The organism is Flavobacterium johnsoniae, from assembly GCF_001879205.1.
Taxonomy (GTDB): Bacteria; Bacteroidota; Bacteroidia; order Flavobacteriales; family Flavobacteriaceae; genus Flavobacterium; species Flavobacterium johnsoniae_A.
Genome location: NZ_MLFK01000013.1, coordinates 121,557 through 135,872 on the forward strand (window position 1 = coordinate 121,557; position 14,316 = coordinate 135,872).

Annotated in this window: 10 protein-coding genes; all 10 read left to right on the forward strand. The window is 36.4% G+C overall.

The genetic code is table 11. From position 1 onward, the window contains the following. Positions 1-743: 743 nt before the first annotated feature. Positions 744-3,875: a SusC/RagA family TonB-linked outer membrane protein gene (locus tag BKM63_RS22540; protein ID WP_071638827.1), complete on the forward strand. Its 3,132-nt coding sequence runs from the start codon at positions 744-746 to the stop codon at positions 3,873-3,875. Between the two features lie 16 nt (positions 3,876-3,891). Then, positions 3,892-5,361 (forward strand): RagB/SusD family nutrient uptake outer membrane protein, encoded by a 1,470-nt coding sequence (locus tag BKM63_RS22545; RefSeq protein WP_071638828.1) that lies wholly within the window; start codon positions 3,892-3,894, stop codon positions 5,359-5,361. A gap of 24 nt (positions 5,362-5,385) precedes the next feature. Beyond that, positions 5,386-7,311 (forward strand): arylsulfatase, encoded by a 1,926-nt coding sequence (locus BKM63_RS22550; protein ID WP_071638829.1) that lies wholly within the window; start codon positions 5,386-5,388, stop codon positions 7,309-7,311. 60 nt (positions 7,312-7,371) lie between these two features. Further along, on the forward strand, positions 7,372-7,923 hold the full coding sequence (locus BKM63_RS22555) for a DUF1254 domain-containing protein (protein ID WP_071638830.1): 552 nt from the start codon (positions 7,372-7,374) through the stop codon (positions 7,921-7,923). Between the two features lie 87 nt (positions 7,924-8,010). Then, complete coding sequence (locus BKM63_RS22560) at positions 8,011-8,604, forward strand: DUF1214 domain-containing protein (protein ID WP_071638831.1); 594 nt, start codon at positions 8,011-8,013, stop codon at positions 8,602-8,604. Between the two features lie 238 nt (positions 8,605-8,842). Further along, positions 8,843-9,910, forward strand: a complete 1,068-nt coding sequence (locus tag BKM63_RS22565; protein ID WP_071638832.1) for a sterol desaturase family protein — start codon at positions 8,843-8,845, stop codon at positions 9,908-9,910. Positions 9,911-9,923: 13 nt separating this feature from the next. After that, entirely contained in the window at positions 9,924-10,397 is a 474-nt protein-coding gene (locus tag BKM63_RS23485) for a hypothetical protein (RefSeq protein ID WP_083572318.1), read from the forward strand. After that, positions 10,366-11,877 carry an alkyl/aryl-sulfatase gene (locus tag BKM63_RS22570; RefSeq protein WP_083572319.1) on the forward strand — a complete coding sequence of 504 codons (1,512 nt, stop codon included), beginning with the start codon at positions 10,366-10,368 and terminating at the stop codon, positions 11,875-11,877. Before BKM63_RS23485 ends, BKM63_RS22570 begins: the two co-directional genes overlap by 32 nt. Positions 11,878-11,887: 10 nt before the next feature. Then, positions 11,888-12,604 (forward strand): thioredoxin domain-containing protein, encoded by a 717-nt coding sequence (locus BKM63_RS22575; RefSeq protein ID WP_071638833.1) that lies wholly within the window; start codon positions 11,888-11,890, stop codon positions 12,602-12,604. A gap of 72 nt (positions 12,605-12,676) precedes the next feature. After that, positions 12,677-14,296, forward strand: a complete 1,620-nt coding sequence (locus tag BKM63_RS22580; RefSeq protein ID WP_071638834.1) for a sulfatase-like hydrolase/transferase — start codon at positions 12,677-12,679, stop codon at positions 14,294-14,296. Positions 14,297-14,316 lie beyond the last annotated feature (20 nt).

The window sequence follows — 14,316 nt, forward strand, 5'->3', positions numbered from 1 at the left end:
TCATTTTTTGATGATTTTAGCATCAATTTTAATTTCCTAAGATTTTAAAAACGAGGAAATTAAATGTAAAATACTACAATTACCTCTTCCTTAAAAAAATATTTTAACATTGCTTTAATTTTAAAAACAATATTCAACAGATTAAAAATCAAACAATTACACATATAAAACAATCTAAATTAGGGAAGAAGTTCTAAGATTTTCAAAAAAAATACCTTAATTTTTTGGTTTTTATTATATTAAAATTAACTTTGTCTATAGGATTAGTAGAGTTTATAAATAATATTTGAAACCAAAAAAATTATATTTTGAAAACAACCGAAAGCATATCGTCTTATATTTTTCCTAAAAAATATACTTATAACAATTGTTGTTATATGTGCTTCTGTTGCTAATTCTCAACGCAATAAATTCGTTAAAAGATAATTTCTAAATCTTACAACGAAATCTCAATTTCACCACAAGATTACTATATTGAATTACAAACATCTCGTTGGTGCATTAAAACTGCAGCAGAAAGATCTTTGAACATATCTATATTTAAAAAAGAAAATAATTAACCAACTAAAAGAACTAAAATGAAAACAATGCAAACCTGCTGCTGTAAATAAAAAAAGCCATTTCTGCGGCAACAGAAATGGCGAGGCTTAAAGAACATTTATCACTAAATCAAGGAAACAATCAGAGTGCTGAAAATTCAGCTCTCAGGGCGCCTTGTTAATTACTTAAACCATTACAAAGAAATGAAAAAAAATATAAACCTCATTTTATGGGTTACAATTTTGTTAACATCCCTGCAATTTCAGGCACAAAATACAACACCGCTTATACAATCTAAACTCGATGGAACTGTAGTTGATGACATTACAAATCAGCCAATTATAGGTGCATCCGTAAATATTAAAGGCACAACACACGGCGTGCAGACAGATGCTGAAGGAAAATTTTATTTTCAGACAGGTCAGAAATTTCCTTATACCTTAATTGTAAGTTACATTGGATACAAAAAACTGGAAATTATAGTTGAAAAAAATCCGGTAACAATTCATTTAAAAGAAGAAAGACAAGAACTCGACGAATTGGTTGTTGTAGGTTACGGAACTCAAAAAAGAAAAGACATTACAGGTTCTGTAGCTTCAGTGCCAAAGGCTAATTTATCACAGGTAACCTCATCGGCAGATAACCTACTAAGAGGTGCGGTAGCCGGTGTGGTAGTTACACAAAGTTCCGGCCGTCCGGGTGCTTCGTCAAGCGTACGTATTCGTGGAGGAAACTCTATTACTGCAGGTAATGAACCATTGTATGTGGTAGATGGAATCTTGATTTACAATGATAATTCAAACAGTTCTGCCGGTGTATCTTTTGCGGGCGCAAGTGTCAATGTACTCTCTACAATAAACCCTGCTGATATTGAATCTATCGAGGTTCTAAAAGATGCTTCGGCCACTGCAATTTATGGTTCCCGAGGTGCAAATGGTGTTGTTATTATTACGACCAAAAAAGGAACAAAGGGACAGGATAATATTTCGTATCAGGGATATTTTGGATTTCAAAACATTTCAAAAAAACTTCATTTAATGAATGCCAGCGAATGGGCAAGTTTACGAAATGATGTTCAGGCAAGTATTGGTCAGGCACCTTCTTTTTCGGCCGCACAAATCGAAGCTTTAAAAACTTCGGGGAACTACGATTGGCAGTCGGCGGCATTTAGAACTGCAGCTCCGGTTCAAAACCATCAATTGTCTTTTTCCGGAGGTGACGAAAGATCCCGTTATGCTGTTTCTGCCGGATATTTTGATCAGGAGGGAATCGTACTTGGATCTGATTTTAAAAGAATTTCACTTCGTATAAACTATGAAAAGAATTATTCTCAGAACTTTAAATTCGGCGTAAATGCAAATTACAGCCACTCAATCTCAAACGGAGTGGGTACAAATGGCGGTGCCGCTGCAGGACGAAATCCAAACCCGCTTGTGAGTGTAGTACTGAATGCTCCAGTTGTACCAATCAAAAATGAAGATGGAAGTTATAATGTAACCAATAATCCGTATGCTACTTCTGTTAATGGTTACATTCCAAATCCGATTAATGATTTAGAAAACACCACAAACGAAACCAAACTAAACCGAATTTTGACCAGTTTATTTGGTGAATATAAAATCACAAAAAAATTAACGGCAAAAATAGCTGTTAGCGGTGATGTATTAAATACCAAACAAAATTACTATGCTCCTGCAAACACCACAACTGGTGCCGGAACAAAAGGTTTAGCTTCTGTAGGAGACCGTTTAGTAAGTTCTGTATTAAATGAAAACACATTAAATTACAACACTAACTTCGGCGAAAATCATAAATTCTCAGCTTTAGGAGGTTATACACTTCAATATACGCAAGGTGAAGTAGTGAATGCCGGTGCCAATACTTTTGTAAATGATGCTAATACTTATAATGCTCTGCAAGATGGTGTAGCAGTAAAACCATACAGCGATGCATTTGAAAGTGTTCTGAAATCATGGCTTGCTAGAGTAAATTACTCTTATAAAGGAAAATACAACTTTACACTATCTGCACGTGCCGATGGTTCTTCAAGATTTGGTTCTGAATCACTTTGGGGTTATTTCCCATCCGCAGGTTTCTCCTGGAATATTACAGATGAAGAATTTGCAAATAACATAAAAGGCGTAACCGAAGCTAAACTTAGAATTACTGCCGGAACAACAGGAAACCAGGAAATTGGCAACTACCTTGCCTTACCTGCAATGGGTTCTGTAAACTACTCTTTTGGTGGTACATTATACACAGGATTAGCCCCTACCCGATTAGCAAATCCGGATTTGAAATGGGAAAAAACAAATCAATACAATGTTGGTTTAGACTTATCCTTACTTGACCGAAAAATAAATTTTGTTTTTGACGTCTATTACAAAAAGACAAATGATTTACTAATTAACGTTCCAGTGCCGCTTACCTCAGGATATTCAACAGTACTTCAAAACATTGGAGGTGTTGAAAATAAAGGTATCGAAATTGGTCTAACAACTGAAAACCTAAAAACAGAAAACTTCTCATGGAACTCCAACATTGTGTTTTCTGCCAATAGAAATAAAGTAGTCGCAATAGGAAACGGCGTTGATCAATTCTTTCCTGTGGTGCCAAACGGCTCATTATTGCAGCAACAACCTGTAACAGTAAAAGTAGGTCTGCCTTTAGGAACTTTCTGGGGATATAGAACCAATGGAATTTTCCAAACTCAGGAAGAAGTAAATACACAGCCAAAAATTAATAGTTTGGCTAATACAAAAGTTGGTGACAGAAAATATGTTGACACAAACGGCGATGGTGTAATTACAGCTCTTGATAAAGGAGATTTAGGATCCTCTCAGCCAAAATTTGTTGGAAGTTTCAGTAACACGATTTCCTATAAAGATTTCGATTTGAATTTCTCTTTCCAGGGATCTTATGGAGGTAAAATATTCAACGCTTTAAATCAGCAGTTAGAAATTTCTACACTTGGTACAAATGCCGCATCAACTTTATTAGACCGCTGGACACCAACAAATCCAAGCAATGAAATTCCTAGAGCTTCAAGTTCTCCTTTAGGAATCGTTTCTGAACGTTATGTAGAAGATGCTTCATTCTTACGATTAAAATTAATCACACTCGGTTACACTTTACCTAAAAGCGTTTCTAAAAAACTGGGAACCAAAAGTGTCAAATTCTACATATCAGCAGAAAATTTAATTACATGGACAAAATATACTGGTTATGATCCAGAGGTAAGTTCATACGAACAAAACAATTTATACCCTGGAATTGATTTTGGCTCTTATCCAAACTCAAAAACATTCGTCTCTGGCTTGAACGTAACTTTCTAAGTAAAAAAAATATAAAATGAAAAAGATAATAACATTTCTATTAAGCGCCGGTCTATTTGTATCGTGCGCGGACCTTGAGGTAACACCAACCTCGTTTGTAACCGAAGATAATTACTTCATTACGCAAGATGATGCCGTTGCGAGTGTAACTGCAGTATATGCTTCACTGAGTCTTGATCCGGGCGAACAGAGTTTATTTGGAAGAAACCTCTATTTCTTAACCGATATGGGGTCTGATTATGCAGCTGCCGGAGTTTCGGCAACAAATCCGCAAGTTAGAGCTATGAGCAGTTTAACACATGATGCCACTAACGACCGTGTTCAGGTTGCCTGGAGACAAATTTATGCCGGTATCAACAGAGCCAACGTCTCTATCGATAACATCCCGAAAGTATCAGGATCTGAAACAGTTAAAACAAGATTAATCAATGAAGCAAAATTCATTAGAGCATTACTTTATTTTCAGGCGGTACGTATTTGGGGCGGTGTTCCAATTGTTTTACATGAACCAAAATCTATTCAGTTAGAAAGTTTAAAATCCAGAAGAGAATCTGTAGATAATGTGTATGCTCAAATTATTAAAGACTTAACAGATGCCGAAAGCTTACCAGCAACTTATCCTGCTGCAGATGCCGGCCGTGCAACGTCTGGAGCTGCAAAAGCAATTTTAGCAAAAGTTTACCTGACTAGAAAAGACTGGCCAAATGCTATTTTAAAATCCAGAGAAGTAATTAACGGAGGTTACGGATATGCCTTATTCGAAAACTTTCAGGATATTTTTACCAAAACAAAAAAGAACGGCAAAGAACATATTTTCTCTGTTCAGTTTGAGCCAAATCAAGCCGGAAACGGATCAAGCGGCAGTACTTTTCAAGCGACATCGTTTACTGGATTTACTGCAACAGAACCTGCTGATATTGTTTCAGATGTAGCTTTATTTTATGATATTTATGCTCCTGGAGATACACGCAGAGATGTAAGTTATGCGAAACAACTGCTTAACCCAACTACAGGAACATTGTATACTTTCCCCAAACCTATTTTCAAAAAATATTTGGATTTAAGCAATTTGGCAACTCCAGGAAACGTAGCGATCAACTTCCCTCTTATTCGTTATGCCGATATTTTATTATCTCTGGCAGAAGCCATAAACGAACAGGGAGCACCAACACCTGAAGCCTATGAAATACTTAATCAGGTACGAAGAAGAGCTTACGGAAAACCAATTACAACTCCTGACCCAACAATCGATTTGACAGGATTAAACCAAGTAACATTTAGAGCTGCAATTCAGGAAGAACGCAAAAAAGAATTTGTTCAGGAAGGACAACGCTGGTTTGACTTAGTTCGTTGGGGAACTCTGGTGACAGAAGTAAAAAAAGTTACCGCTAAAAACTCGGTTTCAGAAAGAAATAATCTTTATCCAATTCCGCAAAGCGAAAGAAATATCGACCCAGTAGGTTTACCACAAAATCCCGGATATTAATAATCAACCACAAAACTATTAGTTATGAAAAAATTTAAAAATACCCTTTCAATTAAAAGCCCAAAAAAAGGGCTTTTAATTACAGCTTTATTAGTTGCCCAATTAGGTTTGGCACAAGATAAACCAGAAGAGTTTAAAGGTGTGATAGGTAAAACTTTAGCCGATTCTAAAGAATATTGGCCGGAACCTGTTAAAGCGCCAAAAGGTGCTCCAAATATTGTATGGATTTTATTAGATGATGTTGGATTTGGAGCTGCAAGTGCTTTTGGCGGGCTAATTCAAACCCCAACTTTTGAAAATCTGGCAAATAACGGTTTGCGTTATACCAACTTTCATACAACAGCAATTTGTGCTCCAACGCGTGCCGCTTTATTAACGGGAAGAAATTCCGGAAGAGTACACGTAAGCGGTTTTTCACACACTATTTTATCGGCAGGTTTTCCTGGCTGGGATGGAAGAATTCCATCTGATAAAGGGACAATTGCAGAAATTTTACGTGAAAACGGATACAACACTTTTGCCGTGGGTAAATATGGAGTTACTCCAGATGAAGAAGCTACAGATGCTGGCCCGTTTGACAGATGGCCAACCGGAAAAGGTTTCGATCATTTCTATGGATTCTTAGGTTCTCAGACTGATCAGTACAATCCTGATTTAGTAGAAGATCAGGTTCATATTAAACCTGACGGACGCCACTTAAATGAATTGATTACAGACAAAGCAATCAGTTATATTCAAAAACAGCAAAAAGCAGCACCTGGAAAACCTTTCTTTTTATACTATGCGCCGGGAGCTGTACATGCACCTCATCAGGTTGCCGAAAAATGGATCGAACCTTACAAAGGAAAATTTGACGAAGGTTATGATGTATACCGCGAAAAAGTATTGGCAAACCAAAAGAAATTAGGTGTTGTACCTGCTAATGCTGTATTGCCGGAACGCAACGCACTTATTACAGAATGGAAAAAATTATCACCGGATCAAAAGAAAGTATATGCAAGATTCATGGAAACTTACGCTGGATTCCTGACTTATACAGATGCTGAAATTGGAAGAGTTGTTAATTATTTAAAAGAAAATAATCAGCTGGACAATACTTTGATTTTTGTTGCTATTGGTGATAACGGAGCAAGTAAAGAGGGAACTTTACAAGGCACTATCAATCAAAGTTTGTTTTCTCAAGGAAAATCAGATGAAGAAAATCTTCAAAGTAATCTGGCAAATATTGGGGAAATTGGAACGCCAAAAGGTTTAAACACCAATTATCCTTTGGGATGGGCGCAGGCAACAAATGTTCCTTTCAAAAACTGGAAACAAGATGCGCAATCTGAAGGTGGAACTCGTAATCCCCTGATTGTATTTTATCCAAACGGAATTAAAGACAAAGGCGGTATCAGAAATCAATACAGCCACGTAACAGATTTACTTCCTACCACTTTAGATATTGCAGGAATTAAAGCTCCGGAGTACATTAAAGAAATTAAGCAGGATAAAATTCAGGGTTCTTCTTTCCAGGCTTCTTTAGACAATCCAAAAGCAGAGTCATTACACAAGGTACAATACTACTACATTTTTGGAAACAGAGCGATTTATAAAGATGGATGGAAAGCGGCGGCAGCGCATCTTCCGGATTCATTTGCAGTAAAACAATCTTTAGGCAAAAACGAAAAACCTGTAGCAAGCAACTTCGACACAGATGTTTGGGAATTATACAACTTAAACGAAGATTTTAATGAGCGTAACAACCTTGCCAAAAAATATCCTGAAAAACTGGCTGAACTTCAAAAATTATTTGACGAGCAAGCCAAAGAAAACAATGTTTATCCATTGATTGACTGGCAGGATGTTTACAACAGAAGAATCCACAATACAGGAGCAGACAAAGGAAAAACACTTCAAGATCTAGTAAAACAGGTAACTAAACCGGGAAGTGCAGGAAGCAGCAACTAATAATTCTAATAGCCTGCAAGGTCTTGAAAATCTTGCAGGTTAAATTATAAATAAAAAATTATGGCAGCAACAAAACCACTCATTAAGAAAGGCATTTTTGCCCTGATCCTTGTAGTAATTGCAATAACATTTTACTACTTAACTATATGGGCAACTCCCTATTATGTACAAAGTAAATTTGCCGAAAAAAGCGCAGGTTATGTAAACACTCCTAGATTTGGCGATCAGCCCAATGCTGAAAACAGCAGGGTAATTCCGCTTCCAAATCCTGATTTCTTGTATTCTACGATTAATTATGATTTAAAAGAAAACGTGCTTAAAATCTCCGGGATTGTTCCTGATTCAACTTATTGGTCCATATCGGCTTATCAGGAAAACACAACCAATTACTTTGTTGAAAACGAAGAAAAAGTAAAATCAAAATTCGAATATTATCTGGCACCGGAAGGAAGTACTTCAGAAGTACTAAAAAATATTCCGAAAGAAAAAATCATTTACAGCCCGACGGCCAAAGGTTTAATCCTGTTTCGTTATTTAGTTTCTAAAGCATATCCGGTAAAAACACTGGCAGAATTACAGCATGGCGTTACGGTTGAGAAATTAGGGAAGTAAGGATTTCTGCGAAGTCCAAACTTTGTAAAAGTTTAAAACTTTGACAAAGTTCTACAAGAAGATGTAAAACTTTAAAATCAAATCAAAATGGCTTTAAATCAAAAAATAAAGAAAATAGCAATTGGATTAGGATTAGTCCTTTTGGCTGTAATTTTAGGAAGCGGTATTGGTATTTACAATATCAAATCAGGAAAAAGTGATTCACAGCGTATTATAGGCAATTGGCAGACGGTTGATAAAGATAAAGACCTCAACACCGCCGATTTACTGACAATCGCACAAGTAGCAGTCTATGGGCCTTATGCTTTGACTAAAAAGGAGGTTATTTATTTAAGCACCAGCACAGACATTGAAGGAAATCCATTAGACCCAAAATCCGATTATGTAATTAGCGGAAAAAAACTAGACGCAAAATACTGGAGCATCACCGCGTATGACGAAAACGGTTTTTTAATTAAAAACCCTATCAATAAGTACAGCTACAATCTTGAAGATGTAAAATACGAAGCCGACAGTACTTCTTATAAAATCAATCTTTCGGGTACAGAAAAGAAAGAAAACTGGCTTCCTGTTACAAATGTTCAAAAAACGAGTTTAATCATTCGTTTGTATCTGCCATCTGAAAAATTAAGAGAAAATCTAACGGTTGAAACGCTTCCAGCCATCCAAAAAGTGAAGTAACATTTAAGATTCTAACAAATTAGGAAAAAATTAAACAATAAAACTCTACTACATCCATAGAATTAGCAGTTAAATTATTTATTTTTACCTTAAACTATTTAAATTCAATAACATGAAACGAGTAGATTATGAAATTATAGGAAAAAAAATTGTCGTAGGGGCAATTGTATTTTTAGTTCCGCTGGTAATATTAGCCGGAGGTTTAGCATTAATTAATCAATTTTTAAAATAAGAGATCATGGCAATAGTTCAAAAAGAAAAACTAACAAGAGATTTAAGTATTAGTCTTTTAATATACAGTCTGCCTGTAGTGGCAATTTTTCTGTATTTTAAATTAACAAATGGAGTTGTAAGCGAGTCGCACCTTACATTACCATCCTTTTTAGAATTTGCAAAACCGGTATTCGAAAACATCCGTACCTGGGGATTAACTGTTTTTATGCTGGTTTTGGGAGTTATCGAATTTACTGCAGGTTTGTACGATGACGAATGGACAGGCGAAGAACGCAAGATAGATATTGTTTGTTTCTTAGCACCAAAATTGCTTTTACCTCCTGTAATTGCTTTTTTCAGCTTAACCGCTTTACCATACTTACTTCCAAATTTGGCCAATTCATTATCATGGGTTCCGTTTTGGGGAGGTTTCTTCCTGATTGCGATTGCCGATGATTTAACACAATACTGGTACCACAGATTACACCATCAGGTTCCGTTTTTATGGCGTTTTCACAGAACACATCACTCGGCTCCTTATATGGGAATGGCAATGGCTTCAAGACAAAACTTTATTTATACGGTTTTCTTTTCTCAAATTTATCTAACGGCAACTCTAACTTATTTAGGCTTAGGATTACCGGCTTTATTTGTATTAGTCATTAAAAGCTTTATCACTTTAGGGGCACATTCGAGTATTGCCTGGGATAAACCTTTTTACAAATACAAAGTTTTACATCCAATTGCATGGGTTTTAGAAAGATTAATTTCTACTCCTGCAACGCACCACGCGCACCACGCAGATACAAGCGGAGACGGTGTTGGGCATTTTAAAGGAAACTTCGGAAACATGTTTTTTATCTGGGATGTCATCTTTGGAACCGGGCTAATCACTCGTAAATTTCCGGAATCCTACGGAACAAAATCATACAAACAAGAAGAATGGTACGCCCAATTTTTATGGCCCATATTTAAATCTAAAAAAGAGGGAAGTTCTCTTGCCGATGGTGTATTGTCATTTCCTCTGAAAGCCAAACCAGTAGAAAATGTAGTAGAATCTGCAGAACCAACTCCGGTTTTAGAGCAGGTTTAATCTTAAATAAATCATGAAGAAAAATAAAATAAGTGCTTTGCTTTTTGGTTTTGCCATAGCTGCAAATGCTCAGGCGCCAAAACAGGCAACAAGTTTTACTCAAAAATCAAATGAGGCAGTATATTCAAAATTAAACTTTGAAGATACTGCCGATTTTACGGATGCAAAGAAAGGATTTATAGCCACTTTACCCGATGGAAAAATCCTTTCCAAATCCGGAAACATTGCCGTGAATCTGACCGATTTTGATTTTATAAAAGGGAAAGCTCCGGCAACTGTAAATCCGGCGTTATGGCGTCAGGCGCAATTAAATAACATCAACGGATTGTTTAAAATTACCGATGGCGTCTATCAGGTTCGTTCTTTCGATGCTGCCAATATTTCTTTTATAGAAACTAAAAACGGTTACGTTGTTATCGATGCCCTAACGATCGAAGAAGCTTCTGCAAAAGCGTATGAATTTGTCAAAAAAACACGTAGCAGATAAACCTATTCTGGCGGTAATTGTAACACACAGTCATGGCGATCATTACGGCGGACTACAGGGTTTGGTTTCTGCAGAAGATATTAAATCCGGAAAAGTAAAATTCATTACGCCAAAAGGTTTTTATGAAGAAGCCGTAAGCGAAAATGTGCTTTTAGGAAATGTAATGCGCAGAAGAGCCGGATATCAATTCGGATTAAATCTGGAAAGAAATTCAACAGGTCAGGTTGATGTTGGTTTAGGAAAACCATTCTTAGGCGGAGGAAGATCTTCGCTTTTACAGCCGAATTTCGAAATTGAAAAAACAGGACAAACTTTAAATATTGACGGACTTGAATTGGTTTTTCAGCTTACACCGAATTCTGAAGCTCCTGCCGAATTAACGCTCTTTGCTCCTTCTAAAAAAGTTTTCTTTTCTGCCGAAATTGCCAGTCATACCTATCATAATGTATTAACGCCCCGCGGTGCCAAAACCAGAGATGCAAAAGCCTGGGCAGGATATCTGGACGAAGCAATAGATTTATTTGGAGCAAAAACCGAATTTATTGTTCCCTCACACACCTGGCCCGTTTATGGACATGATAAAGGTATTACATTCTTAGAAAAACAAAGAGATTTATACAAATACGTACACGATCAAACGGTTCATTTAGCCAACAAAGGTCTAAACAAAGATGAAATTGCCGAAGAAATAAAATTACCTCCTGAATTAGCCAAAGAATGGTACAATCGTGACTTTTACGGAACAGTGAAACACAATGCAAAAGCAACTTACCAGTTCTATCTGGGATGGTGGGACGGAAATCCTGCAGAATATGATAAACTGCCTCAAGTTGAAGCTGCGAAGAAATATGTAGAATGGTTTGGCGGAGAAGAAACAGCGTTGAAAAAAGCAAACGAAAGCTACCAAAAAGGCGAATACCGCTGGGTAGCCGAAGTTTTAAAACACATCATTTTTGCTAATCCTGAAAATACCGCGGCAAAAAATTTACAAGCCGATGCTTTTGAACAAATTGCCTATCAAAGTGAATCTGGAATTTGGAGAGATTTGTATTTAGCCGGTGCAAAAGAACTCCGCGAAGGCGTAATTGTCCCTAAAAATCCCGTTAATCGGGCGACCGGATTTTTATCTGCCTTAACTCCTGAAGCTATTTTCGATTATCTGTCGGTTACGGTTGACGGAAATAAAGCAGCCGGAAAAGAAGTGGCTTTACGTTTCATTTTTCCGGAATTGAATAAAAACATTCTGGTTTATCTTAAAAATGGCGTGTTACACCAAAGTCAAACCCGTATAAACGATAAAGCCGAATTTACCTTAACGATCCCAAAAACCAAATTTGTAGAATTATTGACCACACCGGAAAATGCCAAAACACTTTTATTTTCTGATGGTGTAAGTTTCGAAGGAGATCCGTTTAAATTTAAAGAACTCGCAAGTGTCTTTGAACCAGCAAATCCGTATTGGAATATTGTAACCCCATAAATTTAAAATTATGAAAAACTTAAATTTCAAAAATAGCATCACGGCATTCCTACTGATTGCATCAGCCATAGGATTTTCGCAAAATAAAAGTTCAAATACCGTTTCGCTGGATGTTTTTTACAGTAAAATTCAAGCTGAAAAAAAGCCGCAGATAATTGATGCCCGAGGTCCTGAAGAATTTGCCTTAAACCATATTAACGGAGCAGTTAATTTCAATTTGGAATCGAAAAACTATGCAGAACAAATTGCAAAATTAGACAAAACAAAACCCGTATTTACTTACTCTATTGGAGCCGGAAGAAGCGTATGGTTAGCAGATGAGTTACTAAAAAATGGTTTTAAAGAAGCCTATAGTTTAGAAGGCGGCATTGCTAATTGGATAGGAAGTGGAAAACCTTTTTATTCGAATTCGAAAAGTAAATTAACCCTTGCTGAATACAACAAAATTATCGCTGAAAACAAAGATATTTTAGTCGATATTGGATCTGTTTATTGTGGCGCCTGCAAAAAAGTAAAACCGGTTTTAGAAACCATCAAAGCACAGTACGGCAATAATTTAAAAATCGTAGAAATTGATTTAGAAGACAATACACAAGTAATCGCTGATCTAAAAACAATCAAAGTTTTCCCAACTTTAATTTTATATCAAAACGGGAAAATAGTTTTCAAAAAAGAAGGTTTTGAAAATTTGAAAAAAGAGGTTGATGTGGCTTTGGCTGTTAGATAACAAGCAATCTTCATCCAAAAAAATATACCTCAAAACTTTGTCAAAGTTCTTTATTTAAAAAAAACTAACCCTATGGCAGCCTATAAAAAAATAATCAAAATTGTAATATCAATTTTAATCGTGCTCCTTATTCTGGCAGCATTTTTATTCTGGCCCATCAATACCGATGGAACATTAATTAAAGCAGATCAAAAATTAGCCGAAGGAAAAGCAGCATTTTTGTCTCAGAAAGATACTTCCAAACCTTCAGAAAAAAAGCCCAATATTATCATTCTTCTTGCTGATGATTTAGGCAAATATGATATTTCACTATACGGAGGAAAATCAACACCTACACCTCAAATCGATTCGCTAGCCGCATCGGGCGTTACTTTTACAGAAGGCTATGCATCGTCTTCTATTTGTTCCCCTTCCCGGGCCGGATTATTAACCGGACGCTATCAGGAACGTTTTGGACATGAATATCAGCCGGGCGATCGATATCCAAAAAACAACTTAGAATATTATGCTTTTAAATATTTAATCAATACCAATAACTGGCGTTTAAATGACAAAATTGAATATCCAAATGAAGCTTCAATCGCTACGCAGGGTTTACCTCAGTCTGAAATAACTTTTGCTGATTTGGCTAAAAAGCAAGGTTACAGTACAGCCATTATAGGAAAATGGCATTTGGGTCATAACAAAGGATTTTTTCCTTTAGACCGAGGTTTTGATTATCATTACGGATTTTACCAGGCCTTTTCGCTTTATACACCCGAAGACGATAATCCGGATATCATCAATCATCATCATAAGGATTTTACCGATAAAACGATCTGGGGCAACGGCCGTGTAGGTACTGGACAAATTCGTCGTGATACTACCATCATAAAAGATAAAAAATATCTAACTGAAACATTTGCCGATGAAGCTGAAGCTTTTATTGATAAAAATAAAAACAAACCATTTTTACTTTATGTTCCGTTTAATGCACCTCATACGCCATTTCAGGTTCGTAAAAAATATTACGACCGTTTCCCAAATGTAAAAGACGAAAACAAAAGAGTCTATTTTGCCATGATCAGCGCACTAGACGATGCTATTGGAAGAATCAGGACCAAAGTTAAAAAAGAAGGTCTGGAAGAAAACACCCTGATCTTTTTTGCCAGTGACAATGGTGGTGCCGATTATACTTTTGCTACCACAAATGCTCCTTTAAAAGGCGGAAAATTTTCTCATTTTGAAGGCGGTATCAATGTTCCGTTTGCACTTTCGTGGAAAGGAAAAATCAAACCGAATACTGTTTATAAAACCCCTGTAAGTTCCCTGGATATTTTCAGTACGATTGCAGCTGTAACCCATTCCGGATTACCAAAAGACCGCGTTTATGACGGCGTTAATTTAATTGATGTTGTGAATAACAATAAACAAGCACATAAAGACTTGTTTTGGCGTTCCGGAGATGCAAAAGCAGTACGAAGCGGTGACTGGAAATTAATTATAAGTGGAAAAACACATCAGGAATGGCTTTACAATCTGGCAAAAGATAAAGCTGAAACTATTGATCTGGCCTCAAAAAATCCTGAAAAAGTAAAAGAATTACATGCTCTTTTACAAAATTGGGAAAAGGGTCTCGTTAAACCTTTATGGCCTAATCTGACTTATTATGAGTTTGACTTTGGCAAACAAAAATACTTTGTCGATTTATAATTCTAACGACATACAAACTC

Bases quoted from the DNA above. Each gene is read 5' to 3' on its own strand.
- BKM63_RS22540 (WP_071638827.1), top strand. From the start codon at position 744: ATGAAAAAAAATATAAACCTCATTTTATGGGTTACAATTTTGTTAACA.
- BKM63_RS22545 (WP_071638828.1), top strand. From the start codon at position 3,892: ATGAAAAAGATAATAACATTTCTATTAAGCGCCGGTCTATTTGTATCG.
- BKM63_RS22550 (WP_071638829.1), top strand. From the start codon at position 5,386: ATGAAAAAATTTAAAAATACCCTTTCAATTAAAAGCCCAAAAAAAGGG.
- BKM63_RS22555 (WP_071638830.1), top strand. From the start codon at position 7,372: ATGGCAGCAACAAAACCACTCATTAAGAAAGGCATTTTTGCCCTGATC.
- BKM63_RS22560 (WP_071638831.1), top strand. From the start codon at position 8,011: ATGGCTTTAAATCAAAAAATAAAGAAAATAGCAATTGGATTAGGATTA.
- BKM63_RS22565 (WP_071638832.1), top strand. From the start codon at position 8,843: ATGGCAATAGTTCAAAAAGAAAAACTAACAAGAGATTTAAGTATTAGT.
- BKM63_RS23485 (WP_083572318.1), top strand. From the start codon at position 9,924: ATGAAGAAAAATAAAATAAGTGCTTTGCTTTTTGGTTTTGCCATAGCT.
- BKM63_RS22570 (WP_083572319.1), top strand. From the start codon at position 10,366: ATGAATTTGTCAAAAAAACACGTAGCAGATAAACCTATTCTGGCGGTA.
- BKM63_RS22575 (WP_071638833.1), top strand. From the start codon at position 11,888: ATGAAAAACTTAAATTTCAAAAATAGCATCACGGCATTCCTACTGATT.
- BKM63_RS22580 (WP_071638834.1), top strand. From the start codon at position 12,677: ATGGCAGCCTATAAAAAAATAATCAAAATTGTAATATCAATTTTAATC.